The sequence below is a fragment of the Kitasatospora sp. NPDC042419 genome, from assembly GCF_056437345.1.
Map to the genome: position 1 here is coordinate 1 of NZ_JBWKAW010000018.1, position 25,125 is coordinate 25,125.

16 protein-coding genes and 4 pseudogenes are annotated in these 25,125 nt (G+C 73.9%); 15 read left to right on the forward strand and 5 right to left on the reverse strand.

Going from position 1 to position 25,125, the window contains the following annotated elements; translation table 11 throughout:
* A pseudogene (locus AC067J_RS28085) lies at window positions 1-194 on the forward strand (ABC transporter); the annotation flags it as partial.
* Window positions 191-982 carry an ABC transporter permease gene (locus AC067J_RS28090; RefSeq protein WP_478303779.1) on the forward strand — a complete coding sequence of 264 codons (792 nt, stop codon included), beginning with the start codon at window positions 191-193 and terminating at the stop codon, window positions 980-982. The pseudogene AC067J_RS28085 and the gene AC067J_RS28090, both read left to right, overlap by 4 nt.
* Window positions 983-1,366: 384 nt before the next feature.
* Here AC067J_RS28090 and AC067J_RS28095 read toward each other — a convergent pair.
* Window positions 1,367-1,531, reverse strand: a pseudogene (locus tag AC067J_RS28095) (pirin family protein); the annotation flags it as partial.
* Window positions 1,532-1,717: 186 nt separating this feature from the next.
* Here AC067J_RS28095 and AC067J_RS28100 point away from each other — a divergent pair.
* The 4 genes and pseudogenes from AC067J_RS28100 to AC067J_RS28115 form a co-directional block, all read left to right on the forward strand.
* Window positions 1,718-2,014 (forward strand): annotated as a pseudogene (locus AC067J_RS28100) (methyltransferase, FxLD system); the annotation flags it as partial.
* A gap of 221 nt (window positions 2,015-2,235) precedes the next feature.
* A pseudogene (locus tag AC067J_RS28105) lies at window positions 2,236-2,970 on the forward strand (methyltransferase domain-containing protein); the annotation flags it as partial.
* A gap of 44 nt (window positions 2,971-3,014) precedes the next feature.
* Entirely contained in the window at window positions 3,015-3,176 is a 162-nt protein-coding gene (locus AC067J_RS28110) for a hypothetical protein (protein WP_478304121.1), read from the forward strand.
* A 66-nt stretch (window positions 3,177-3,242) separates the two neighbouring features.
* Window positions 3,243-4,043 carry a hypothetical protein gene (locus AC067J_RS28115; RefSeq protein ID WP_478304123.1) on the forward strand — a complete coding sequence of 267 codons (801 nt, stop codon included), beginning with the start codon at window positions 3,243-3,245 and terminating at the stop codon, window positions 4,041-4,043.
* A gap of 759 nt (window positions 4,044-4,802) precedes the next feature.
* On the opposite strand, the gene AC067J_RS28120 is transcribed toward AC067J_RS28115, so the two are convergent.
* Window positions 4,803-6,392: an FAD-binding oxidoreductase gene (locus tag AC067J_RS28120; protein ID WP_478303781.1), complete on the reverse strand. Its 1,590-nt coding sequence runs from the start codon at window positions 6,390-6,392 to the stop codon at window positions 4,803-4,805.
* A 450-nt stretch (window positions 6,393-6,842) separates the two neighbouring features.
* Between AC067J_RS28120 and AC067J_RS28125 the strand changes: the two genes are divergently transcribed.
* The 5 genes from AC067J_RS28125 (at window position 6,843) to AC067J_RS28145 (ending at window position 15,038) form a co-directional block, all read left to right on the forward strand.
* Window positions 6,843-7,364, forward strand: coding sequence for a MarR family winged helix-turn-helix transcriptional regulator (locus AC067J_RS28125; protein WP_478303783.1), 522 nt, complete (start codon window positions 6,843-6,845; stop codon window positions 7,362-7,364).
* A gap of 246 nt (window positions 7,365-7,610) precedes the next feature.
* Window positions 7,611-8,078 (forward strand): hypothetical protein, encoded by a 468-nt coding sequence (locus AC067J_RS28130; protein ID WP_478303784.1) that lies wholly within the window; start codon window positions 7,611-7,613, stop codon window positions 8,076-8,078.
* Window positions 8,079-8,220: 142 nt separating this feature from the next.
* Window positions 8,221-9,087: an NmrA family NAD(P)-binding protein gene (locus AC067J_RS28135; RefSeq protein ID WP_478303786.1), complete on the forward strand. Its 867-nt coding sequence runs from the start codon at window positions 8,221-8,223 to the stop codon at window positions 9,085-9,087.
* Between the two features lie 370 nt (window positions 9,088-9,457).
* Complete coding sequence (locus tag AC067J_RS28140) at window positions 9,458-13,510, forward strand: Pls/PosA family non-ribosomal peptide synthetase (RefSeq protein WP_478303788.1); 4,053 nt, start codon at window positions 9,458-9,460, stop codon at window positions 13,508-13,510.
* Window positions 13,511-13,562: 52 nt separating this feature from the next.
* Window positions 13,563-15,038: a M1 family metallopeptidase gene (locus tag AC067J_RS28145; protein ID WP_478303790.1), complete on the forward strand. Its 1,476-nt coding sequence runs from the start codon at window positions 13,563-13,565 to the stop codon at window positions 15,036-15,038.
* A 137-nt stretch (window positions 15,039-15,175) separates the two neighbouring features.
* On the opposite strand, the gene AC067J_RS28150 is transcribed toward AC067J_RS28145, so the two are convergent.
* The gene (locus tag AC067J_RS28150; protein ID WP_478303792.1) at window positions 15,176-16,522 is read right to left on the reverse strand and encodes a YhgE/Pip domain-containing protein; all 1,347 of its coding nucleotides are present in this window, start codon (window positions 16,520-16,522) and stop codon (window positions 15,176-15,178) included.
* Window positions 16,523-16,715: 193 nt separating this feature from the next.
* Window positions 16,716-18,386 (reverse strand): carbohydrate binding domain-containing protein, encoded by a 1,671-nt coding sequence (locus AC067J_RS28155; protein ID WP_478303794.1) that lies wholly within the window; start codon window positions 18,384-18,386, stop codon window positions 16,716-16,718.
* 362 nt (window positions 18,387-18,748) lie between these two features.
* Here AC067J_RS28155 and AC067J_RS28160 point away from each other — a divergent pair, with 362 nt between their 5' ends.
* From AC067J_RS28160 to AC067J_RS28170, 3 genes are all read left to right on the forward strand, one after another.
* On the forward strand, window positions 18,749-20,128 hold the full coding sequence (locus AC067J_RS28160) for a serine hydrolase domain-containing protein (RefSeq protein ID WP_478303796.1): 1,380 nt from the start codon (window positions 18,749-18,751) through the stop codon (window positions 20,126-20,128).
* A 439-nt stretch (window positions 20,129-20,567) separates the two neighbouring features.
* Window positions 20,568-21,464 (forward strand): GNAT family N-acetyltransferase, encoded by an 897-nt coding sequence (locus AC067J_RS28165; protein ID WP_478303798.1) that lies wholly within the window; start codon window positions 20,568-20,570, stop codon window positions 21,462-21,464.
* Window positions 21,461-22,285 (forward strand): lysophospholipid acyltransferase family protein, encoded by an 825-nt coding sequence (locus tag AC067J_RS28170; RefSeq protein ID WP_478303800.1) that lies wholly within the window; start codon window positions 21,461-21,463, stop codon window positions 22,283-22,285. Before AC067J_RS28165 ends, AC067J_RS28170 begins: the two co-directional genes overlap by 4 nt.
* Before the next feature lie 352 nt (window positions 22,286-22,637).
* On the opposite strand, the gene AC067J_RS28175 is transcribed toward AC067J_RS28170, so the two are convergent.
* A complete protein-coding gene (locus tag AC067J_RS28175; protein WP_478303801.1) occupies window positions 22,638-24,218 on the reverse strand; it encodes an MFS transporter in 1,581 nt (526 codons plus the stop codon).
* Between the two features lie 173 nt (window positions 24,219-24,391).
* On the opposite strand from AC067J_RS28175, the gene AC067J_RS28180 reads away from it, so the two are divergent.
* Window positions 24,392-25,072 (forward strand): TetR/AcrR family transcriptional regulator, encoded by a 681-nt coding sequence (locus tag AC067J_RS28180; protein ID WP_478303803.1) that lies wholly within the window; start codon window positions 24,392-24,394, stop codon window positions 25,070-25,072.
* Window positions 25,073-25,125: the final 53 nt, after the last annotated feature.

A 25,125-nucleotide genomic window follows, 5' to 3' on the forward strand; every position in this document is an offset into this window, starting at 1 on the left:
CCACCCGCGACGACGACGCACTGGCCCTGCAGATCCCCAACGACGGCACCCAACGCGAACTGCGCGCCGTCCTCGACCACCTGGACGCCGCCGGCATCGAAGCCGACGAACTCACCGTCCACACCCCCGACCTCGACGACGTGTTCTTCGCCCTCACCGGCGCCACCGACCAGCCCGAGGAGACCGTCCGATGAGCTCCCTCTCCCTCGCCGTCCGCGACTCCACCACCATGCTGCGCCGCAACCTGCTCCACGCCCGGCGCTACCCGTCCGGCACGCTGAACCTGCTGCTCGCGCCGATCATGCTGCTGCTGCTCTTCGTCTACATCTTCGGCGACGTGATGAGCGCCGGCATCGGCGGCGGCGGCGCCGACCGCTCCGCGTACATCGCCTACATCGTCCCCGGCATCCTGCTGATGACCATCGGCTCCACCGTGATCGGGGCCGCGGTCCACATCTCCATGGACATGAGCGAGGGGCTGATAGCCCGCTTCCGCACCATGGCGATCCACCGCGGCTCCGTGGTCATCGGGCACGTCGTCGGCAGCGTGCTGCAGTGCGTCGCCAGCGTGGTCCTCGTCGGCGCCGTCGCCCTGGCCATCGGCTTCCGCCCGTACCACGCCATCCCCGTGGAATGGCTCGCGGCGCTCGGACTGCTCGTGCTGTTCGCCCTGGCGTTCACCTGGCTCGCGGTCGGCATCGGCATGGCCAGCCCCAACGCCGAAGCGGCCGCCAACAGCGCACAGCCCCTGATCCTCCTCCCGCTCATCTCCAGCGCCTTCATCCCGGCCGACACGATGCCGGGCTGGTTCCAGCCGATCGCCGAGTACCAGCCCTTCACCCCCGCCATCGAGACCCTCCGCGGCCTGCTCCTCGGCACCGGGATCGGCAACAGCGGGTGGATCGCGATCGCCTGGTGCGTCGCCCTGACCGCGCTCGGCTACCGCTGGTCGACGGCGCAGTTCAACCGCGACCCGAATTGAGCCCGGGGCTGCCTCCTGCAGCCCGGACCGCTCCCGGGCGGCGCACTCCGACACGGCGTCGGCGTACGCCGCCCCGTCGAGGTGCTCGACCCGCCGGCCCCGCCGACTACCCGAACCACACTGTCGCCGCACTATGACACGGGGATGCCATGAGGCCCAGACCAATTGACTGATGGGCTGTCAGGAAAGTCAGCAAGAGGTCAGCATCGATCCGACCAAGCCCTGTTACACCCAGCCAGAAATGAGAACCGAAGACCTCTCCCCACATTTGTTCTGCCGCTGGCGGCATGACTGCTCCGAATCCCCGGAAGTCAACGTTCCAAACAGGCAGGCCGGACGATACCGCAGCCCACCCCGCACGCATCTTGTCATCATCTTCGCAGGTCAGCGAACCCTTCCGCGCGGCTTGAGCGGGATGTCGGGGAGCGCCGGGGCGCGAAGCCGAGCCCCGGCAGGGCCGTGGACTTCACCGAATCGCAAACCCTTTTCCCAGTCGTTTCGTGCCTGTACGATCTCGGCACCGGATCGGCCGATGAAGTTCCACCACAACTCCATCACCCTACGGGAGGCAGCCAATCGTGCTGCCGTCGAGGACGCGACCCGCACGCAGCCAGACGCACAGGTACAGGGGCAACGGCGTCGATCCCGGTCCGGAGGGCAGGTGTCCGCGAAGCACGCGGGCCTGGCCAGCCCGCGCTCGGCCGGGCCGAGACCGTCGTCGTCCTCGTCCCGGCCATGCTCCGCGCGGCCGGACTCGACTGGTACGAGCAGGGCGCCGTCTGGGCCCAGTTCGCGATGCACCGCGACTCCCCCGCCCCCGTGGCCCCCGAGCGAGCCGCCACCCTGACCGCCGCCGTGCACCACCTCATGCGCCTAGACACCCAGGCACTCACCCGCGATACCACCCCGCTCGCCCACCACGGCGGCTGGGCCGACGCCTTCCAGCAAGCCGGTCAGGACCTCGCCCGCCTCGCCCGCAACGGCCTCCTCACCCGCGGGCTTCGGGCCGTCCTCGCGCACCATCTCCTCTTTCACGCCAACCGCTCCGGCCTACCGGTCAACTACCAAGCCGCCACGGCCGCACGGGCGTTGGCTGCCGTCTTCCACCCCGCCGAGAGCCCCGAACCCTCGAAATCCACCATCCACACAACCACTAGGGTCACCGGCATGACTACACTCAGCAACGAACCGCCACTCCGTCCGCCGCACGGCTGCGAGACGCACTCGCCGACCGCCTTCTCGCCCAGGGCGCCATCCGCACCGCCACGGTGGAGGCCGCCTTCCGCACCGTGCCCCGCGAGCACTTCCTGCCCGGCTTCCCGCTGGACACCGCGTACGCGGACAACCCCACCTACACCAAGGCGGACGGCTCCGGCACCCGAATCAGCGCCGCCTCCCAGCCCGCGATCGTCGTCCTGATGCTCGAACAGCTCGACCCTCAGCCCGGTGAGAAGATCTTCGAAGCCGGAGCCGGCACCGGCGTCAACGCCGCCTACCTGGGTCACATCGTCGACGCCGACGGACACGTGGTGACGGTGAACGTGGACGAGGACATCGTCGATGGTGCCCGCAAGCACCTCGCCGACGCCGGCTTGACCAACGTCGACGTCGTCCTCGGCGACGGCGCGCTCGGCCACCCGGACGGCGCACCGTACGACAGGGTGATCGCCACAGTGAGCACCAGCGAGATGCCCACCCTGTGGCTCCGCCAGGTCAAGCCCAGCGGGCGGATCGTCCTGCCGCTGCGACTTCGCGGCACCGCCTCGCGCACCATCGCCTTCGAACGCTGCGAGAACGGCTGGGTGTCGATCGACGACCAACTCGCCGTCTTCATGCCGCTGCGCGGGAGCATGGACGACGCCCGCCGCACCGTCGCCCTCACCGGCGAGGGCGACGTCACGCTCCAGGTCCACAAGGACCAGCACGACGCCGTCGACACCGAGCTGCTGGCCGGGGTCCTCGACAGCGGGCGCCACGAGGCCCGGACCGGCGTGACGATCCCGGCCGGCGCCACCTACGAGTACCAGGACCTGTGGCTGGCCTCGTCACCGAGCAGATCCGCACCTGGAACGCCGGCTTCCGCAGCCGGACCCTGCGCTTCGAACTCCCCGACACCCCCGCCACCGCGGACCCGGCCGCCGGCCGCTTCGTCCTGGACCGCCCTAACCACCCGATCACCGTCATCTGGGAGTGACCCACGTGCACCTGACCGGTCCCGTCGCCCAGCGCTTTCCGCTGGTCGCCCGCCACCGGCCCGCGTGTGCTGGCCCTCGGCGCCCGTGTCGGCCGGCTCACCGAGCTGGCCGACACGGCCGCCGGACAGGCCGACCCGGGCCTGGCCTCCGCCGCCTTCAACCAGGCAGCCCTCCTCGCCTCCGACCTCGCCCTGCCCGACTATGCCCGCGAGTTGTGCCACCGCCACGCCGCCCGCCACCTCATCCGCGGCCCGCTCCCGGCGATGAGCGCCATCCGCGCCCTGGAGCCGATCGTCAACCTCGCCCGCCTCCACATCCGCGCCGGCCGCCACCAACACGGCCACCAGCTCCTCCTCCACCTCTACCGCGCCGTCACCACCACCACGGAAACGACGCTCGACGGCATCACCGTCCCCACCCGCCTCACCGAGACCGACCAACAGCGCGCCGAGGTCCGCCAGTGGCTGTGGCGGGTTGTCATCGCCGACGGCACCCGCGCCCTCACCTCCGCCGGCCGCTGGAACGAGGCCCTGCGCCACATCGAGGAGCTCCACGGCATCGGCCTGCGCATCCTCGACGGCCACCAGGCCACCGTCCTCGCCGGCGCCACCACCGGTGACCTGCCCGGCGCCCTCGCGCTGCTGGAGAAGACCGAGCCGGGCGACCCCCGGGAGGGCTCCGTCACCGCGGTGCTCACCGCGCTGTGCCGTCCCGGCAATCACCACGCCGCCGAGGCGGCGATCGCCCACTGCCTCGAACTCGAACCGGACATAAGCCTGGCCGTCTTCACCACCCGCCTCGCCCTGACCGCTCTCGATGCCGCCTGTCCAGACACCCCGCCGCCCAGGACCTCCTACGGCACCTGATCGACCGAACGAGCGAATCCGGCGACTGCTATGCATTGCGCGACCTCCTCGCCCATCCCCACACCCGCCGTCACCTCGCCCCCGGCCGAGCCGAGGACCTCAAACGGGCTCTCGCCACCTGTGCACTGGACTCCGCCACCCTGCCCGCAGCCGTTCGCGACCGACTGGAGGACGCGCTCGCCATCGCTGCAACGGCGCTCAAAGAGTCCCGCCCGCCCTGGGCCCGCAAGGAGCCGAACCGCTGAACGCCTCTCCGGTTCGGCGAATACTGACGTTGAGGAGCGACTCGGTCGGCGGCCGAGTTTCCTTCACCAGCCGCCGAGAGCCGGGTCCGGGCATCGGCACTCAGCAGCTCCGCGGGCCAACCCTCGAATATCGCCGCTCTGGACACCTGCACCCACCGACCGACGACTGGAGCCGAGGCCCGCCCGCCAGAATCTCGCGCGGGCCAGTGGAGGCGGCAGAGGGGTCAACCGCCGCCCTCAAGGGTGCGTGAGCAGCTGTCGCTTCATGCCGATCACACCTGACTTCTCGTCAGCTCAGGTCAGCAAAAGGTCAGCATCTATCCGAGTACACCCTCGCGAATACGCGGATACCTGAGAGCTCACCCCGGCCCCGAAGGAGCTGCGGCCGCCCGGCGGGCAAGTTCGACCGCCCTGCTGCGCCCAGGGAAGCACAGCAAAACGACCTCTTCACTTCCCCCCATTCATCCCGGTATCATCCCTTTACCGGATGCTTGACGTGTCCCTGCGTGTGCGGTCAGGACGGCAGGGTGATCGACTGGGCGTGGTGGAACACGTTCTTGTCGTCCCAGAGCTTCTTGGCCTTCTGCAGTCGGGTGTAGTTCTGCTTGTAGTAGAGACGCTGGTAGGCGGGCCGGGCGTCGCCGGCCACGCCCAGGTCGGTGTCGGGGTAGTTCACGTAGGCGCCGTCGGTGTCGGTGTCCACCTCGGGGATTCCGCCGGTCGCCTGGTACGTCTCCTGGTACAGGCCGCGGAGGTAGGAGAGGTGGCCGGCGTCCTGGGCCGGGTCGGTCCAGTAGGTCTGGTACTGGAGCTTCATGACGGAGTCGCGCTGGGGCACGGCGGTCTCGGCGGGTCCGCGGTCGTTGACCTCGCAGCCGTAGGAGTCGATCTGGACCAGGGTCTGGGTGAGGTCGATCCCGGGGACGTCCTTGGTCAGCCACGTCCAGAAGGCCTCGATCTGCGCCGGCCGGAAGGGCCGCCGGTGATAGGCGGACTTGTACTTGCCGCGCTGGTTGTCGCCGGAACCGTTGACCGTCATGGTCGCCTGGAACCACGGCAGTTGGCGCCGCTTCTCCGGATAGGGCAGGTAGAGCCTTCCGGCACTCCGGGTCTGGGTGGTCGACTTGGTCTTCATCCCGGCCTCCACCCGGGCGAGGAAGGCGTCCAGCGGCGCCGGATCGTCCTCGTCCCACTGACTGAACAGGACGACGTTCCCGTTCGTCCGGTGGGTGAGGTGGAGGATGGAGAACAGGCCCCGGTACACCGATTCCTGGCGGCCGCTGTGCTCGGCGAGGAAGGCACCGAAGTTGTTCAGCAGGGTGCGGAAGTCCTCGGGGTGCTTGAGCAGGTCGGCCCACGGCCACGCGATGCTGCTCAGCCAGACCCGCGGCGGCGGCTTCGGCAGGCCGTGGGCGAAGTGGTAGCGCAGGACGACACCGAAGTTCCCGCCGCCGCCCCCGGTGTGCGCCCAGAACAGCTCCCGCTCCGGCGATCCCTCCGGATCACGCCGGTGGGCCCGCGTCACCTCCACCCGGCCGCCCCGGACGGTGACCACGTCGACCTGGACCAGGTGGTCGACCGTCAGCCCGTGCCGCCGGGAGAGCAGCCCGTACCCGCCGCCGCAGATGTGGCCGCCGGCGCCGACCGAGTAGCAGGAGCCGGCCGGAATGGTGACACCGTACTTGCGGAACAGGGTGGTGTAGACGTCCCAGTTGGTGGCACCCCCCTCGACGCAGTAGGTGGCCGCCCCGAACTTGTCGGCGCCCTCGTGGACGCCGCGCAGGGTGCTGAGGTCGAGGATGACGCCCTTGTCGTTGTCGACGAACCCCTCGTAGCAGTGGCCGCCGCCGCGGATCGTGGGCCGCAGCCCGCGGTCCAGCGCCGTGCTCAGCGAAGCCACCGCGTCGGCTTCGTTGCCGACCAGCCGGATGTAGGCCGGCTTGCTCCGCCAGCGCTGGTTGAAGCCCTGGCTGAGCGTCTCGTAGCGGGGATCCCGGGGATGGACGCTCTGCCCCTCGGGCAGCTCGACCGGTGCGGCCGCGGCAGGCCCGGCGGCGCCGGCGGCCAGGCCCAGCGACGCGGTGGAGACGCCGGCGGCGGCCATTCCGGTGCTGCCGAGAAAACCTCGGCGGGAGAATCCACGACTCATTTCCGGCCCCACTTCCCCGACTGCGAAAAACTGGCACCGGCAAGCTAGCACGGACGTTTGACGGCGTGAATCCCTATACGAATTAGTGTGACTTTAGGTTGTTTGCAAATACCCTTCCGAATGCACACCCCCTCGTGATGCCATCCGTCACCGAACCGTCGGCGCCGCCGAACAGACTCCCGGCACGCGCCGGCGGATCCGGACGGCCGCGACCCCGAGAGGCGGGGGCGAGAGACGAGGGGCGGCGCATCAGGAGGACAGGGGAGGTCGGCGACGGGCGCCCGCCGAAGACACGACCACGCGACGCCGGCGGACTGCGCTCACTCCGACGCCGCAGGAGGGCAGGGGCGGTCGGCCCGGCCGGCCGACTTGACCGATGATCTAGTTAGGCACCATATTACTTCCATGCCCCAACACCCCGAGGCCGGCAGCGGCGCACCCACGCTCGACCAGGCCCGTCGGCAGCTCTCCCGGTACGGCCTGGCGGCCGACCCGCAGGCCGTCCTGGTCGCCGCGCGCCTGATGGCCGCCGGCGCCCGACTCGGCCAGGCCGGCGAGGCGCACTTCGCCCGGTTCGGCCTCTCCACCGGCCGCTACCGCCTGCTGGCCGACCTGGAGGACCACGGCGGCGAGAAGTCGCCCTCGCAGCTGGCGGCCTCGCTCGGCGTCTCCCGGGCGACCGTGACCGGCCTCGTCGACGGCCTCGAACGCGGCGGCCTGGTCGCCCGCCGACCGTCCACCGAGGACGGCCGGGGGAACGTGGTGGTCCTCACCACCCGCGGGGCGGACCGGCTGCGCGAGATGGCGCCGGAGCACTACGCACGCATGCAGGCCATGGTCGACGGCCTGTCGGTCGAGGAGCGCACGGTCTTCCTCGATCTGCTGGCCAGGCTGGTCGAGGGCATGGGCGCCCTCACCTCCGACTGACCGCCGGTCGGCCGCCGGCCGGCCACCGGCCATCGGCCGCCGACGGACCGCACACCCACCACTCACCGATCACCGATCACCCGCTGGCCGCACACCCACCGCCGACCGATCCCGCCGGACGGCCGCCACCGGACCACGCGGGCGAGCCGCCCCGACCGCACGTCGGCACCGGCCCGCTTCACGCCCATGTAGTTAGTCACCTAATCACTAATACTTAGCCGCCTAACCAGATACTCAGGAGTTCTCATGCCCAGCAGGCAGAACACGCCGCCCGGACCCGACGGCACCCACCCCCCGTTCGTCCTCTGGCGCGAGGTCCTGGTCGCCTACGCGATGCCGGCCGCCATGGCCGGCGCCGGCGGCCTGGCGACCGGGCAGCGCCAGCTGCTGATAGCCGCCGCGACCACCATCGCCGGCACCTCCGCCGTGGTGGCCGCCCTGGTCGGCGCCCGGCTGCGCAGCCGACCGGCCGGATCGTGGACCGCCCACGCGCCGCGCGCACTCCTCGCAGTCGGCGTCGGGCTCTGCGCCGCCGCGCTCGGCTTCGCGCTCGGCTGGTCGGGCGCCCACTGGCTGCCCCGGATTCCCGCCCTCGCCGACAGCCCGTGGCCGGCCCGGCTCCAGCTGGACCTCCCGGTCTCCGCCGCCATCGCCGCAACCATGATCACCTGGCGCTGGCGCGGCACCCGCCCCCGCCGTCACCGGGCGCACTGACCTCCGCCCGCCCCTCCCCGTGAACGCCAGGGCACCGCCCCACTCCGCCACCGCGCACCCGCGCACCCCACGTACACCAGCCCCCCGCACCAGCTCCCAGACCCACACCCGCAGCACAAGACCGACCGAAGGAAGACCAGAGATGATCGCCATCATGGGCGCCACCGGCGCCACCGGCGGAGCGACCCTCCGCAGCCTCACCGAGCAGGGCATCCTCGTCCGCGCCCTCAGCCGCGACCCGGGCCGGCTGCTGGCCGAACTCGACGACCGCACCCGCCCGCTGGTCGAGGCGGTGGCCGCCGACGCCGACGACCCGGAGTCGCTGCTCACCGCGTTCAAGGGCGCCCGTCAGCTGTTCCTCACCATGGCCAACGGACCGCGGCAGGTCGAGCACGAGCTGCGGGCCGTCGACCTCGCGGAGTGGAGCGGCGTGGAGCACATCGTGAAGATCTCCGCCCCTGCCGCCGAACCGGACTCGCCCGTCGTCGTCTCCCGCGGCCACCACCGGATCGAGGAGCGCCTGCGGGCCTTCGGCGGCACGGTCACCGTGCTGCGCCCGTACGCGTTCATGCAGAAGCTGCTGCTGCTCGCGCCCGGTGTCGCGGCCGCCGGAATGATCCACGGGGCGATGGGCGCCGCCCGCTGCAACTACGTCGACTGCCGGGACATCGGCGACGTCGCCGCCGCCGTCCTCACCCACCCGGAGGCCGCCGGCCACGTCTACCCGCTGACCGGCGGACGGGCGTACAGCCACGGGGAGCTCGCCGAGCTGCTGGGCTCGCTGCTCGGCCGACCGGTGCGGTACGTCGACCTGGCCCCGGCCGAACTGCACGCCCACCTGGTCGCGCGGGCCGGGATGCCGGACTGGCTGGCCTCCCACGTGGTCGAGATCCAGCAGCTCGCGGTGGACCGGCCGGAAGCGCCGGACGACGTCGCCACCCGGCTGACCGGACGCGCTCCGCGTACCCTGGAAGCATTCCTCGGCGAGCACCTCCACTGCTTCCGCTGAACCGTTCCGGACCTCCCCGACGGCCCCGCCGCCCCCGTACGGCGGGGCCGTCACCCCGGAACGGGCCAATCCGATGTGGCGTGGGTCACGGCTGGAATTCATACCTGACGGACCGTCAAAACGACTGACAGTGCGTCACATCAATTTCACAGCAACACAGTTATTGACTGACTGACAGTCAGATTTGGTCATTTCAAGGCCAGTTGGGCGGAGTGTCGGTCGGTTCACCGTTCATCACCCGGGGCTACCATCGGTCGGGTTGTCCGCTCCGGCCCCGGAGTGGGGTCACCCGGTCAGGCGAGTGCTCCCACCGCCCCCAAGGGCCGGGCATCGGTCGGGACGGGGCAAGGACAAGGAGCGCACGGCTGCCATGACAGCTGAACCGAACCAGACGGAAGCGGACCAGACGGAAGCGGACCTCACGGCCGTCGGTCTCACGACCGCCGACCGGACGCCGCCGGCGCCCACCGTGTCCGCCGCGCTCGCCGCGGCCGAGGCCACCGACGCGGCCGAAGCCGAGGCCGCCGGAAAGCAGGCCCGCTACCCGGGCCGCCCGGCGACCGCCCCGCGCACCCTGGTCGACATCCTCGACGCCAGCGTCCGCCGGCACCCGGCCGAGCCGGCCCTCGACGACGGCCGCACCGTGCTCAGCTACCGCGCGCTCGCCGCCGAGGTCGAGCAGCTGCGCCGCCGCCTGGCCGCCGCCGGCATCGGCCCCGGCGCCCGGGTCGGCATCCGCGTGCCCTCCGGCACCAACGACCTCTACGTCTCGATCCTGGCCGTCCTCGCCGCCGGCGCCGCCTACGTCCCGGTGGACGCCGAGGACCCGGACGAGCGCGCCCAGCTCGTCTTCGAGGAAGCCGCCGTCGCCGCCGTGCTCGGCGCCGACCGGGCGATCGCCCTGACCGCCGGCCCGGCCGCCGGTTCGCCCGCCGGCACCGGCCACACCGCCACCGCACCCGCCGCCCCCACCGGCCACACCGCCGCCGGGAGCCGCCCCTCCCCCGCCGACGACGCCTGGATCATCTTCACCTCCGGCTCCACCGGCCGCCCCAAGGGTGTCGCCGTCACCCACCGCAACGCCGCCGCCTTCGTCGACGCCGAGGCCGCGCTCTTCCTCCAGGACGAGCCGATCGGCCCCGGCGACCGCGTGATGGCCGGCCTCTCGGTCGCCTTCGACGCCTCCTGCGAGGAGATGTGGCTCGCCTGGCGCTACGGCGCCTGCCTGGTGCCCGTCCCCCGCTCCCAGGTGCGCAGCGGCGCCGACCTCGGCCCGTGGCTCGCCGAGCAGGAGATCACCGTGGTCTCCACCGTGCCGACACTGGCCGCGCTCTGGCCCGCCGAGGCCCTCAACGAGGTCCGGCTGCTGATCTTCGGCGGGGAGGCCTGCCCGCCCGAGCTGGTGCAGCGCGTGGTCACCGAGGGCCGCGAGGTCTGGAACACCTACGGCCCCACCGAGGCCACCGTGGTCGCGTGCGCGGCGCTGCTCACCGGGGAGGGCCCGGTCCGGATCGGTCTGCCGCTGGACGGCTGGGACCTGGTCGTGGTCGACGAGGCCGGCGAACCGGTCGCGCCGGGCGGCACCGGCCAGCTGGTCATCGGCGGCGTCGGCCTGGCCCGCTACCTCGATCCGGAGAAGGACGCCGAGAAGTACGCGCCGCTGCCGTCGCTCGGCTGGGAGCGCGCCTACCGCAGCGGCGACCTGGTCCAGGCCGATCCCGAGGGCCTGCTCTTCCTCGGCCGCGCCGACGAGCAGATCAAGCTCGGCGGGCGCCGGATCGAGCTGGGCGAGGTCGACGCCGCGCTCCAGGCCCTGCCGGGCGTGGCGGGCGCGGCGGCCGCGGTCCGCACCGCGCGCGGCGGCAACCAGCTGCTGGTCGGCTACCTGGTGACCACCGAGGGCTGGGACCGCGAGCAGGCGGTGGAGCGGCTCCGGGCCGAGCTGCCGGCCGCGCTGGTCCCGCTGCTCGCGCCAGTCGACACGCTGCCCACCCGCACCTCCGGCAAGGTCGACCGGAACGCCCTGCCGTGGCCGCTGCCCGAACTGGAGTCCACCGGTCCCACCGAGCAGCTGTACGGCACCGAGGCCTGGCTGGCCGAGCAGTGGACCGAGATCCTCGGGGTGCCGGTGAGCGGCGCCCGGGAGGACTTCTTCGCGATCGGCGGGGGCAGCCTGGCCGCCGCCCGGCTCACCACCCTGCTGCGGGCCCGCTACCCGAGCGCCGCGGTGCTGGACATCTACCAGCACCCGACGCTGCGCAAGCTCGCCCGGCACCTGGAGCGCTCGGCGGCGGAGAGCAACGAGGCCCGGACGGTCGAGCTCGTCCCGACCCGCGCCAAGCTGCTGCAGCTGCTCCTGCTGGTCCCGCTGTTCACGGTGGTGGGGCTGCGCTGGACGGTCGCCCTGCTGGCGCTCGGCAACCTGCTGTCGCACCTGGACGGCTATACGTGGGCGCCGACCGCGTCCTGGTGGGCGGTCGGCGCGGGCGCGGTGGCGCTGTTCAGCCCGCCCGGCCGGCTCGCGGTCGCGGCCGGCGGTGCCCGGCTGCTGCTGCGCGGCCTGCGCCCGGGCAGCTACCCGCGCGGGGGCTCCACCCACCTGCGGCTCTGGACCGCCGAGCGGCTGGCCGAGCTGAGCGGTGCCGCCTCGCTCTCCGGGGCGTGGCTGGTGCGGTACGCGCGGGCGCTCGGCGCCAAGGTGGGTCCGGACGTGGACCTGCACTCGCTGCCGCCGGTGACCGGGATGCTCAAGCTGGGCCGGGGCTGCGCGGTGGAGGCCGAGGTCGACCTGTGCGGCTACTGGCTGGACGGCGACCGGCTGGAGGTCGGGCAGATCAAGGTCGGCCCGGGCGCGGTGGTCGGCACCCGCTCGACCCTGCTGCCCGGTGCCCGGATCGGCAAGCAGGCCCAGGTGGTGGCCGGGTCCAGCGTCACCGGGCAGGTCCCGACCGGCCAGCGCTGGGGCGGCGCGCCCGCCGTCAAGCTGGGCCGGGCCGAGCGGTCCTGGCCGAAGGAGCGCCCGGTGCGCCGGGCCCGCTGGTCCGCGCTGTACGGGGCGAGCGGTACGGCCCTCGGCCTGCTGCCGCTGCTGCCGGCGCTCGCCGGTGTCGCGGTGCTGTCCCGGTTCGTGGACCCCGCGGACGGTCTGGGCGGGGCGCTCGGCGGCGCCCTGCTGGGCCTGCTGCCCGCCACCCTGGCGTACGGCCTGGTGTACGCGGCCCAGCTGGTCGCGGCGGTCCGGCTGCTCTCGATCGGCCTGGTGCCCGGGGTGCACCCGCTGCACGGCCGGGTGGGCTGGCAGGCCTGGTCGGTGACCCAGCTGATGGACCAGGCGCGCGAGATCCTCTTCCCGCTGTACGCGGGCCTGGTGACGCCGCTCTGGCTGCGGGCGCTGGGCATGCGGGTCGGGCGCGGCGCCGAGGTGTCGACGGTGCTGGCGCTGCCGAGCCTGACCACGGTCGGCGACGGCGCGTTCCTGGCCGACGACACCCTGATCGCGCCGTACGAGCTGGGCGGCGGCTGGGTGCGGCTCGGCGAGGCGAAGGTCGGCGACCGGGCGTTCCTCGGCAACTCGGGGATGACCGCGCTGGGGCGTTCGGTGCCCAAGCGCGGCCTGGTGGGCGTGCTGTCGGCGACGCCGGAGAAGGCGAAGAAGGGCAGCTCGTACCTGGGCATGCCGCCGATGCGGCTGCCCCGGGCGGCCGACAAGGCCGATCAGAGCCTCACCTACGAGCCGCCGGCGCGGCTGCTCTGGGCGCGCGGGCTGGTCGAGGTGGGCCGGCTGCTGCCGGTGCTGGCCTCGGGGGCGCTCGGCGCGCTGATGCTCGCCGCGCTGTCCTGGCTGGCGGTCGACCTGTCGCCGTGGGCGGCGGCGCTGCTGTCGGGCCTGCTGCTGCTCGCGGCGGGCGGGGTGGCCTGCCTGGTCGCGGTGGCGGCGAAGTGGGTGCTGGTGGGCCGGTTCCGGGCGGTGGAGCACCCGCTGTGGAGCGGGTTCGTGTGGCGCAACGAGCTGGCGGACACCTTCGTCGAGGTGCTGGCGGTGCCGTGGCTGGTCGGTGCGGTGCCGGGCACGCCGGTGCTGAACGTCTGGCTGCGGGCGCTCGGCGCGGACGTCGGGCGCGGGGTCTGGTGCGAGAGCTACTGGCTGCCGGAGGCGGACCTGGTCACGCTCGGCGACGGGGTGTCGATCAACCGGGGCTGTGTGGTGCAGACCCACCTCTTCCACGACCGGATCATGCGGATGGATACTGTCGTCCTCGGCGAGGGCTCCACCCTGGGGCCCGGCGGCATCGTGCTGCCCGGCAGCTCGGTGGGCGCGCGCAGCACGCTGGGCCCGGCCTCGCTGGTGATGCGCGCCGAGTCGGTCCCCGCGGACACGCGGTGGCTCGGCAACCCCATCGAGGTGTGGCAGGCCACGTCCTGACCACCGCCCCGCCCGCCGTCCCCCTCCCCCTGTCGCAGGAGCGTACGACCCGGTGAAATCCCGTCCGGCGCAGTCCCAGCAGTCCCAGCAGTCCCCGGCTCCGACCCCGGCTCCGACCGCGGCCGCGGTGCCGTCCCCGACCGGGCCCGGCGCCCCGGTCGGGGGCCGGCCCCCGGCGGCGGCCCCCGTCGCCGCACCGGACCCGTACTTCCCGAACAGCGGGGACCACCGGTACCGCGTCCACCGCTACGAGCTGGCGCTCGACTACCGGCCCGGCCCGAACCGGCTGGGCGGCACGGCCCGGCTGAGCGCGGTCGCCGTGACGGCGCTGCCCGAGTTCGCGCTGGACCTGGCCGAGTTCCGGATCGGCCGGGTGCTGGTGGACGGCCGGGCCGCCCGGTACACCCACCGGGCCGGCAAGCTGCGGGTCCGCCCGGCGAAGGCGCTGGCGGCGGGTGCGGCGTTCACCGTCGAGGTGCACTACACCGGAAACCCTCGACCGGTGCGCAGCCCGTGGGGCGGCCTGGGCTGGGAGGAGCTGACCGACGGCGCGCTGGTGGCCAGCCAGCCGGTCGGGGCGCCGTCCTGGTTCCCGTGCAACGACCGGCCGGCCGACAAGGCGACCTACCAGATAGCGGTCACCACGCCGTCGCCCTACACGGTGGTGGTGGGCGGCCGACTGCTGACCCGGACCACCCGGGCGTCCAGCACGACCTGGGTGTACGAGCAGTCCGCGCCGACCTCGACCTACCTGGTGACGGTCTCGATCGGCCAGTACCGGCCGGTGGTGCTGGCCGAGCGCCCGGACGTGCCGCAGACCGGTTTCGTGCCGGAGCGGCTGGCCGGTGCCTTCGCCGCCGACTTCGGCCGGCAGCCGGCGATGATGGCGTACTTCGAGGAGGTGTTCGGCCCCTACCCGTTCGGCGAGTACGCGGTGGTGGTGGCCGACGAGGAGCTGGACGTCCCGGTGGAGGCGCAGGGCGTGGCGACCTTCGGCACCAACCACCTCGGGGGCGGCTGGGAGCGGGAGCGGCTGATCGCGCACGAGCTGGCCCACCAGTGGTTCGGGAACAGCCTGTCCGTGGGCGACTGGAGCCACATCTGGCTGAACGAGGGCCTGGCCAAGTACGCGGAGTGGCTCTGGTCGGAGCGGGCGGGCGGGCCGACCGCCGCCGCCCGGGCCGTGGCCGCCCACCGGCTGCTGTCCGGTCTGCCGCAGGACCTCCGGCTCGGCGACCCGGGCCGGAAGCTGATGTTCGACGACCGGCTGTACCAGCGCGGCGGCCTCACGGTGCACGCCCTGCGGCAGGCGCTCGGGGACACCGCCTTCTTCCGGATGCTGCGTGACTGGGCGGCCTTCAACCGGCACGGGGTGGTCACCTCGGCGGACTTCCTGACGCACGCGGCCCGGTACACGCAGGCACCGCTGGAGGGGCTGTTCGAGGCCTGGCTGCGCCGGCCGGAGCTGCCCCCGCTGCCGCCGGGCTCGCCCGGTTCGCCCGTCCCGGCCTGGTCCCCGCCGGCCTGACCGGTACGGCGGACGGCCTCCGACGGACGGCCGACGGTGGACGGCAACGGCACTGGGCTCGGGCTCGGTGCCGTTGCCGTTGCCGTTGCCGTACCCGGGCCCGGAATCGGCTTCGGCCCCGGCTTCGGCCCCGGGGCTCAGGAGAGCTCGGGCACGGTGCGGTGCAGGCCCTTGCGGTCGTAGTAGCGGGTCATCGCGAAGCCGAAGAGCAGTGCCGCGACCGTGCCGATCCCGATCCAGACCCAGGCCCGGGTCAGGCCCGCGTCCGCCTGCGCGTCGAAGAACAGGATGGCGCGCACACCGTCGGTGAGCTGGCGCATCGGCTCGAACAGGGCCAGGAACCGGTAGAACGACGGCAGGGCGTCGAGCGGGATCGTCGCGCCGGAGGACGGCAGGCCGAGCACGATGAAGACGAACATGCTGATCAGCAGGCCGATCCCGCCGAAGGCCGCGTTGATGGCCTGGACGCCGAGCCCGACGGCGCTGGTGGCGCAGACCGAGAACACCCAGAGCAGCGGCAGGTGGGCGGCGTCCATGTCGAGGACGACCACGCTCGCGAACATGATCAGCGAGGACGTCAGCAGCGACAGTCCGACGGACATCGCGCACTTGACGGCCAGGGTGGAGGTGCGGCTGATCGGGACGACCGGGTGGCGGGCCCGCCAGGGGCCGATCTCGTTGTCGGCGTAGCCGAGGGCGACGTCCACCCCGTTGCCGATGATGTTGGCGCCCATGAAGCCCGCCAGGACGAGCAGCAGCGTGTAGTAGAACGCGGTGAGGCCGAGCCCGCTGCGGTTGCCGATGGGGTGGCCGACGGCGGTCGTGACGGTGACCGGGTCGGCGATCAGCAGCCGGGCCGCGTTGTCCAGGCCCTGGGCCTGCGGCAGCGCGGTGAGCGTGCCGCCGAGCCGCAGCGACGCCTGGTGGGCGGCCTGCTGGCCGATCTGCGCCGCGAGCGAGGAGCCGAGGCTTCCGACGCCCGGGTTGGTGTACTGGACGATGGTCGGGCGCGCGGGTTCCCCGCCGCCGCTGGAGCCGAGGGCCGCGACGGCCGCGGTGAAGTCGGGCGGCACCTGGAGGACGCCGTAGAGCTTGCCGGAGGCCAGCTGCTCCTTGGCCGCGGCCTCGTCGAGGCGGCGCCAGGAGACCGTGTCCCCCTGGCCGGGGGCGGTGGCGATGCCGGTGACGACCTGTTCGCCGAGGTTCCGCTGCTGTCCGGCGACGGTGGCGCCGCGGTCGGTGTCGACCAGGCCGATCGGGATGTGGTGCAGGTCGGCGCGCGGGTCGAGGATGCCGCCGAGGTAGAGCAGCGACATCAGCAGGCTGAGCAGTCCGACCAGGACGGCGGGGACCACCCAGAGCCTGGGGTTCCGCAGGACCTGCCGGGCGCGGACGCCCGTCGCGGGTGCCGCGGCCCGCCCCGCCGCCGGAGCCGGCTTCGGTGTCGGGGGCTCGGGGAGGTTCGGCTCGGGGACGTCGGACATGAGTCTCCGTACGTGGTCGGCGGCCCGGGGCGGCGGCCCGGCCGACACTAGGAGCGGGGCCGCGCGGGCGCACGCCGCCACGCCGCCGGGGTCACCCGCCCGCCGGGCCGCCGCGACCGCCGCGACCGCCGCCGGACACGGGCCGGCCCGGCCCCGCGGTGCGGGGGCCGGGCCGGTTCCCGTCCGGGTCGCGTCAGCCGGTGAAGCCGGCCGTGACGGAGGTGAACTGCCAGTCGTTCTGGGCGATGCCGGAGCAGGTCTCCTGCAGGCCGCCGCCGGGGCAGCCCCGGTCGCGGTTGACGGACCAGAAGGCGAGCCGGGCGATGTGGTGGCTGTTGGCCCAGTCGCGGATCGCGGTCCAGTTCTGGACGGTGGTGACCTCGTTGGTGTCGCTGAGCCCGTTCATGCCGGAGATGCCGAGGTGCGCGTAGGCGGTGGCGTCGTCCCAGCCGAAGGTGGACTTGAGCTTGGCCTTGAGGCCCTCGGCGGCGCTGACGGTGGCGGCGTACATGTCGGTGGAGGCGTTGCCGAAGTCGAACGGCATGATCGTGAAGACGTCGATGTCGGCGTTGAGCGCCTTGGCCTGCTCGATCAGCCGGTTGCCGTAGTAGGTCGGGCCGGTGGTGTCGGTGCCGAAGGTCAGGATGGTGCGCAGGCCGGGGTTGTTCTGCTTGACGATCTTGAGCGCGCCGAGAATGCGGTCCTGGACGGCGGTGTTCTCGAACTCGTCGGTGTTCTCGATGTCGACGTCGATGGCCTTGAGCTGGTAGGCGTCGATCACCTTCTGGTAGGCGGCGGCGAGGTCGGCGGTGGTGGCGCAGTTGGGGCCGAGCTTGTTGCCGCTCCAGCCGCCGATCGACGGGACGACGTCGCCCCCGGCGGCGCGGACGGCGTTGATGGTCGTCTGGTCGACGCCGTTCAGCAGCGGGCGCTGGCTGTCCCAGGTGGGGTTGCAGCCGTTCTGGGCGAGGATGAACGCCATCGTGAACCACTTGATGCCGGTGGCGTTCATGACCGTGGTGGCGGCCGGCGGGTTGCCCCAGCCGTTGTAGAGGTAGGGCGCGGCCTGCTTGAAGCCGGTCGGGGTGCCGCCGCCGGGGGCGGTGGTGACGCCGAGGGCGGCGGAGGCGCCGGAGGTGTTGCCCGCCGCGTCGCGCGCCTTGACGGTGAAGGTGTACGCGGTGGCGGCGGTGAGGCCGCCGACGGTGGCGGAGGTCCCGGTGGCGGTGGCCACCTTGGCCGCGCCCTGGTAGACGTCGTAGCCGGTGACGCCGGTGTTGTCGGTGGCGGCGTCCCAGGCGAGGTCGACGCTGGTGGCGGACTTGCCGGTGGTGCGCAGGTTGCCGGGGACGGTCGGGGCCTGGGTGTCGGTGGGGGTGCCGCCGCCGGGGCCGTCGAGGCTGAGGTCGTCCGCGTAGTAGGTGCCCTGGCCGTACCAGCCGTTGACGTAGACCTCGGCGCTGGTCTGGGCGGCGCCGGTGGTGAAGGAGACGCTCAGCCGGGTGTAGTCGGCGGCCGAGGTCCAGGCGGAGCCGCCGCCGGTGACGCCGAGGTAGACGTAGCTGCCGCGGACCCAGCCGGCGAGCGTGTAGGTGGTGTTGGGCTGGACCGCGACGGTCTGGACGCACTTGGCGTTGTCGCCCGCGGTGGCGGCGCCGGCGAGCGCCTTGGTGCCGCCGTGGACGGGGGTGGCGACGACCGAGCCGAGGCCGCCGGAGCAGGTCCAGCCGGACAGGGTGCCGGACTCGAAGCCCGGGTTGGTGAGCTGGTTGGCCGCGTGGGCGGCGGTGGGCGCGGTGAACGCGGCGGCGGCCGCGAGCAGGGCGGCCGCGCCGGCGGCGGGCAGTCGGGTGCGCTTGTGCACCGGTGACCTCCAGTGGGGGTGTGGGGGTGGGGTGCGGGGAGGAGCCCAAAATGGACTGGACCAATTCGCCGTGTCAAGGACCGTCCGCCGAACGGACGGTGAAAGTGCGTCGGGCACCGGGCCCCGCGGCCGACCGGCGGGGCGGCCCGCGCACCCGGTCCGGGGCGGACCGCGGCCCGGCCGGCACCGGTCCGGGGCGGACCGCGCCCCCGGTCCGGACCGGCGTGAATCGGCTTGAACCGGTGACATTCCAGGCGGTCCGGGAAAAACCGGTGGAAGGCGGTACGGCTCCCAACTAGCGTGGGGACGCCGTGCCGTCCGCCGCACGCCGACCGCATCACCGATACCGATCAGAGGATCAGATGACCGACCTGTCCGCCGAACTGCTTCCCGCCACCCGCCGTGCGCTGCTGCACCGGCTCGCGGTCGCCCAGGCCGAGGGCCGCACGCCCTCCATGGCCGCCGGCGTCGTCCGCGACGGGCGGCTGGTCTGGAGCGGCTCTCGCAGCATGGTCGACGGCCACGCCCCGACCGCCGACGTGCAGTACCGGATCGGTTCGATCACCAAGACCTTCGTCGCCGTCCTGGTCCTGCGGCTGCGCGACGAGGGCCTGCTGGACCTCGCCGACCCGGTCGAGCGCCACCTGCCCGGCACGCCCGCCGACGGCGCCACCGTCGCCCAACTGCTCTCCCACTCCGCCGGCCTGGCCTCCGAGACCCCGGAGCCCTGGTGGGAGCGGACGGACGGCGCGCTCCGCCCCAGCCTCGCCGACGTCCTGGAGCAGGAGCGGCCGCGCCGGCACCCGGCCGGCCGCCGCCACCACTACTCCAACCCCACCTACGCGCTGCTCGGCGCCCTCGTCGAGCAGCTGCGCGGCGAACCCTGGGGCGAGGTGCTGCGCCGTGAGGTCCTCGAACCCCTCGGCATGGACCGCACCACGCTCCTCCCCGAGCACCCGCACGCCGGGGGCTTCGCCGTCCACCCCTGGGCCGACGTCATGCTGCCCGAACCGCTCACCGACACCGGCCTGATGGCGCCGGCCGGCCAGCTCTGGTCCACCGTGGCCGACCTCGCCCGCTGGGCCGCCTTCCTCTCCGGCGGGCACGAGAAGGTCCTCTCCGCCGACACGCTGGCCGAGATGCGCGAGCCCGCCGTCGGCCCCGAGCCCGGCGAGTGGGCCGAGAGCTACGGGTTCGGACTCCAACTGATCCAGCACGACGGCCGCTCCCTGTACGGACACTCCGGCTCCATGCCGGGCTTCACCGCGGGCCTGTGGATCAGCGAGACCGACGGCCTGGCGGCGATCGCGTTCTCCAACGCCACCAACGGCCCCCGCACGCCGCTGGTAGCCGCCGAGCTGATCGCCCTCACCGCGCAGCACGAACCGCGGATCCCCGAGCCCTGGCGCCCGCTGCCCGAGGCGGACGAGGAACTCCTCGCCCTCACCGGCCCCTGGTACTGGGGCGCGGCGCCGCACACCGTACGTCTCGGGGCGGACCGCGCGCTGGAGCTCTCGACGCTCGGCCGCACCGGCCGGGCCTCCCGCTTCCGGGCCGAGGCCGACGGCACCTGGACCGGGCTCGACGACTACTACGCGGGCGAGACCCTGCGCGTGGTCCGTGCCGCCGACGGCTCGGTCAGCCACCTGGACATCGGCACCTTCGTGTTCACCCGCGAGCCCTACGGCCCGGCCGAGGTCATCCCCGGCGGCCTCGACCCGCAGGGGTGGCAGACCTTCTAGGCCGCAGCGGTCCTCGCGCTCCCTTCCCGTTCCCTCCCGTTCCCTCCCGCCCCCTCCTCTCCGCTCCTCCCTCCTCCCGCCGCCTCCCCCTGCCGTCCCGGGGGAGGCGGCGGTCCGCTGCCCGCACCCGCCGTCGTCGGCCGGTGGACCGCGGCACCCCCTGGCCACCGGGGGCGGGGCCGTCACGGACCCGCCCCCGGTTTCCACCCCGTGGAGCGGAGCAAAGGGCGGCGTCCTGGTGCCCGGCAGGTGTCCCGCACGCGACGGGTGACCTCATTCAGCAGGTGCACATCTGCGCTCCGCCGAACCGCAACGTGGACGCCAGCCGACTTGGAGAGACATACGGGTGCCGGTCCGCACGCCCGCCGCCCACGCGGGCCCGTCCGGTGCCACGGAGCTCCGTGGCTGCCGTCGTCCGTGCTGCCCTGGAGGGTCCGCCATGACCACCGTCCCCACGTACGCTCCGCCCGCAGTCACCCCCGGCCACCCCACCGCGGTGCCCGCCCCGCGTCCGGCCGTGCCGTCGCCCGCCGTCTACACCGTCGCACTCGCCCGGGACGAGGACGACGTCCGCGCCGCCCAGCGGCTGCGCCACCGCGTCTTCGCCGCCGAACTCGGCGCCACCCTGCACAGCCCGGTGGCGGGGCTGGACGTCGACCCGTTCGACGAGTTCTGCGACCACCTGCTCGTCCGCGAGGGCGAGGACGGCACCGTGGTCGGCACCTACCGGCTGCTCCGCCCGGAGGCCGCCCGCCGGGCCGGCCGGCTCTACTCGGACGGCGAGTTCGACCTCCGCAACCTGGCGCCGCTGCGCGACGGGCTGGTCGAGCTGGGCCGCTCCTGCATCGCCCCCGAGCACCGGGGCAACGGCGCCGTCATCAACCTGATGTGGGGCGGCATCGCCCGCTACCTGGCCGACACCGGCAACACCTGGGTCGGGGGCTGCTGCTCGATCCCGCTGGAGGACGGCGGTGCGACCGCCGCCCGGGTCTGGGACACCGTCAGCGCCAAGCACCTCGCCCCCGAGGAGTACCGGGTGGCGCCGCACCGGCTCTGGGACCCGACCGGCGTGCCGCGGGCCGAGCGGGCGCCGCTGCCGGCCCTGCTCCGCGGCTACCTGCGGCTGGGCGCCTGGGTCTGCGGCGCGCCCGCCCACGACCGGGACTTCGACACGGCCGACCTCTACGTACTGCTCTCGCTGGACCGGACCGACCCGCGCTACCTGCGGCACTTCCTCTCCGGTGTGGGCGGCGTGACCGGCACCGCCCCGGCGGGTTCCACGGCGGCGGGCACCGCCCCGGCGGGCACCGCCGAACCCTCAGGACCGGTCTCATGAGCGTCTGGCTCCCCACGGCCTCCTGCACCCCCGAGACCTGCCTGACCGACCCGGCGCCGGCGGTCGCCCTCCCCCGGCGGGCGCTGCGGCTGGCCGCCTGCCTGCTGGTCCTGACGGTGGGTCTGGCGCTCACCAGGCCGGCGGGCGCGCTGCCCCGGGGAGTGCGCGACCGGCTGGCCCGGTTCTGGGCGCGCACGCTGCTCGGTTCGCTCGGCGTGACGGTGCGGATCCTCCCCGCCCCCGGTGACCGCCCGGCCCCGCAGGACTCCGGCGTGCTCGTGGTCGCCAACCACGTCTCCTGGCTGGACATCCCGCTGATCGCGGCCGTACGGCCCGGCCGCTCGCTGGCCAAGACCGAGGTGCGCCGCTGGCCGGTGCTCGGCCGGCTGGTCTCCTGGGGCGGCACGGTCTTCCTGGACCGCGACCGGCTCCGCACCCTGCCCGACACGGTCGCCGAGGTGTCCGCCGTGCTGCGGGCCGGCAACCCGGTGGTCGTCTTCCCCGAGGGCTCCACCTGGTGCGGGCGGGAGAGCGGCCGGTTCCGCCCGGCCTTCTTCGAGGCCGCCGTCCGGGCGGGCGCCCCGGTCCAGCCGATGACGATCCGCTACCGGCTGGCCGACGGACGGGCGACCAGCGCGCCCGCCTTCGTCGGGGAGGACGGCCTGGTCACCTCCCTCGCCAGGGTGGTCGCGGTCCGGGGGCTGGTGGCGGAGCTGACCTTCCGTCCGCCGATCCCGGCCCCCGCACCGCACGCCGCCGGGCGGGGTGCGCGCCGGGACCTGGCCCGCGCCGCCCAGGCGGCGGTAGAGGGCATCCGCTGAGGCCGGCGCGGCCGGTCGGACGACACTCCCCCGACCGGCCGCCCCTCCGACCGGCCGCCCCTCCGACCGGCCGTCCCTCCGGCTCGGCTCGGCCCCACTCGGGTCGGACCGGGACCCGCCCCCGAGCCGATCCGATCCGACCCCAACCTCGCCCACCGGTTCCCCGGCGACTGCCGGGCAACCGGCAGGCGAACGCTTCCCGTCGGCCACTACCCCCGTTCGAGCACCTGGCAGCATGTCAGGCCGCTGCTGACCGTCCAGGGCATGCCCGGCGCCGACATCTTCCACTGAGCCCGGCGCCGTCCGGCCCGCCGGGCGGGAGACGCCCCGGGCGCGGGCGTCCGGCCCGCCCTCACCCGCGCGCGGCCCCGGCCCGGGCCTTCGGCGGTGCACCGGCGTCGGTCGGCTCCGGCCCGGGCCGGAGGGCCGGGCGGAGCAGTACGGCCACCGCGACCGCGGTGGCCGCCAGCGCCGCCGAGCCGCAGCGCAGCGCGAGCTGGATGCCGTCCGCGAAGGCCCCGTCCATGGCCGCCCGGACGGCGGCGGGCGGCTCACCGCCCGGGACGGCGCCGCCGGCCCCGGTGGCCGCGCCCGCCAGCGCCTCGACCGTCCGGCCGACCGTGTCCGGCGGGACGCCGAGCCGGTCGAGCGAGTCGGTGAGGGCGGCGGTCAGCCGGTGGGTCAGTACGGCGCCGAGGACGGCGATGCCGAGCACGCCGCCGAGTTCGCGCAGCGTGTTGACGGTCGCCGAGGCGGTGCCGATCCGGTCCGTGGAGACCCGCCGGAGGACGGTGACCGACACCGGGGTGAAGGTCATCCCCATGCCCAGTCCGAGCACGAGCAGCGTCCACACGTACTCCGGGTACCGGGCGTGCTCGCCGTGCAGCGAGAGGCCCGCCAGTCCGAGCGCGCAGAGCGCCAGTCCGAGCACCAGCGGCAGCCGGGGCCCGTGCCGTCCGGCCAGCCGGGCCGCGACGGGTCCGGCCACGACGATCATCGCGGTCATCGGCAGCCCCGCGACGCCCGCCGCGGTCGGCGACCAGTCCAGGACGCCCTGCATCAGCAGCGGGAGGAAGAACAGCGCGCCGAACATCCCGAAGCTCACCATGAACCCGCCGAGCAGCGCGCCGACGAGCACGCCGTCACGGAACAGCCGCAGGTCCAGCATCGGCTCGGCGATCCGCAGTTCGAGCAGCAGGAAGGCGGCCAGCAGCAGGACCGCCGCCAGCGCCGAGCCGAGCACCCGGCCGTCGGTCCAGCCCCGGGCCGGGCCCTCGACCAGGGCGTGCACGGCGGCCCCCAGGCCGGCCGCGGAGAGCACGAGTCCGCCGAGGTCGATCCGGCGGGCGCGCGGCGGGACGGCGGGGAGCACGCGGCCCGCCAGCACCAGCGCGCCCACGCCGATCGGGACGTTGATCCAGAACACGCTCGCCCAGCCGAAGGCCTCGACCATGGGCCCGCCGACCACCGGCCCGACCGCGAGGCCGAGCGCGGAGACGCCGGACCAGCGGCCGATCGCCCGGGTCCGCTCCCGCTCGTCGGTGAAGACGTGCCGCAGGATCGCCAGGCTCCCGGGGGTGAGCAGGGCGGCGCCGACGCCCTGGAGCATCCGGGCGGCGACCAGGAACCCGATCGAGCCGGCGAGCGCGGCGGCGGCCGAGCCGGCCGTGAACAGCGCGAGGCCCACCCGGAAGACCGTGGTGCGGCCGTAGCGGTCGCCGAGTGCGCCGCCGGTGAGGAGCAGCGCGGCGAAGACGAGGCTGTAGCCCTCGGCCACCCACTGGAGGCCGGAGATCCCGGCGTCGAGTTCCTGCCCGATGCGGGGCAGCGCGTTGCTGACGATGACGTTGTCCAGCATGGACATGAACATGGTGATGCAGAGCGTCGCCAGCGCGAGCCCCGGCCGGGCGCCGCGCGCCCCGGTCTCCCCCATCGGTGGATCCTCCTCCTTCCGTTCCCCTAACACCGTTAGGGGTGATCGACAGGCACAGCGTGCACCTAACAGTGTTAGATTGCAAACGGGATTTCCGGACCTCGACGGGGCCGGACCCCGGCCGCCGCACCGCACCGACCCGGCGGCCCGATCGACGGAGGCGAGGAGAGCCCATGCCGGCGGACGACGACGCACCACAGCCCGCACTCACCCGGGACGCCCTGGCGCAGGCCGCCCTGCGGGTGCTGGAGCGGGACGGACTCGCGGGACTGTCGATGCGGAAGGTGGCCGCCGAGGTCGGGGTCAAGGCCGCCTCGCTGTACTGGCACGTCCGGAACAAGGAGGAGCTGCTGGACCTCCTGAACGACGCCCTGATGGCCGACGTCGAGGCGCCGCCGCGCGAGGGCGACTGGCGCGTCCAGCTCCGCGCGTACAGCGAGCGGTACCGCGACCACCTGCTGAGCAGGCGGGACGCGGCCAAGGTCGTCGCCGGCCGGCTGGCCCCCGGCCCGAACCTGCTCCGCCTGATGGAGGATCAGCTGGACCGGCTGCGCGCGGCCGGCTTCTCCGCCGCGGACGCCGCCATGGTGTCCTACCTGCTCGGCGCCTACGTCCAGGGCTTCGTGCTCCAGGAGCAGTCGCCCATCGCGGCCGCCGAGACCACCGGCGCCAGCCGGCGCGAGGTCGCCGACGCCGCCGCCGAACGACTGCGCTCGCTGCCGCCCGGCGAGTTCCCCAACCTGGTCGCCATGGCCGGCGACCTCACCGGGCCCGACCTGGACACCCGGTTCGCCTTCGGCCTCGAACGGATCCTCGACGGGCTGGCCGGACTGCTGCCACCCGCACCGCGCTGACCCCGCGCCGCGCGGGCGCACACTCCCCCGAGGCTCACCCGGCCGACCCTGCC

Excerpts from the sequence above, each read along its gene's own strand:
- AC067J_RS28165 (WP_478303798.1), top strand. The coding sequence starts at position 20,568 with ATGACCACCGTCCCCACGTACGCTCCGCCCGCAGTCACCCCCGGCCAC.
- AC067J_RS28170 (WP_478303800.1), top strand. The coding sequence starts at position 21,461 with ATGAGCGTCTGGCTCCCCACGGCCTCCTGCACCCCCGAGACCTGCCTG.
- AC067J_RS28160 (WP_478303796.1), top strand. The coding sequence starts at position 18,749 with ATGACCGACCTGTCCGCCGAACTGCTTCCCGCCACCCGCCGTGCGCTG.
- AC067J_RS28090 (WP_478303779.1), top strand. The coding sequence starts at position 191 with ATGAGCTCCCTCTCCCTCGCCGTCCGCGACTCCACCACCATGCTGCGC.
- AC067J_RS28125 (WP_478303783.1), top strand. The coding sequence starts at position 6,843 with ATGCCCCAACACCCCGAGGCCGGCAGCGGCGCACCCACGCTCGACCAG.
- AC067J_RS28180 (WP_478303803.1), top strand. The coding sequence starts at position 24,392 with ATGCCGGCGGACGACGACGCACCACAGCCCGCACTCACCCGGGACGCC.
- AC067J_RS28120 (WP_478303781.1), bottom strand. The coding sequence starts at position 6,392 with ATGGCCGCCGCCGGCGTCTCCACCGCGTCGCTGGGCCTGGCCGCCGGC.
- AC067J_RS28130 (WP_478303784.1), top strand. The coding sequence starts at position 7,611 with ATGCCCAGCAGGCAGAACACGCCGCCCGGACCCGACGGCACCCACCCC.
- AC067J_RS28175 (WP_478303801.1), bottom strand. The coding sequence starts at position 24,218 with ATGGGGGAGACCGGGGCGCGCGGCGCCCGGCCGGGGCTCGCGCTGGCG.
- AC067J_RS28140 (WP_478303788.1), top strand. The coding sequence starts at position 9,458 with ATGACAGCTGAACCGAACCAGACGGAAGCGGACCAGACGGAAGCGGAC.
- AC067J_RS28135 (WP_478303786.1), top strand. The coding sequence starts at position 8,221 with ATGATCGCCATCATGGGCGCCACCGGCGCCACCGGCGGAGCGACCCTC.
- AC067J_RS28150 (WP_478303792.1), bottom strand. The coding sequence starts at position 16,522 with ATGTCCGACGTCCCCGAGCCGAACCTCCCCGAGCCCCCGACACCGAAG.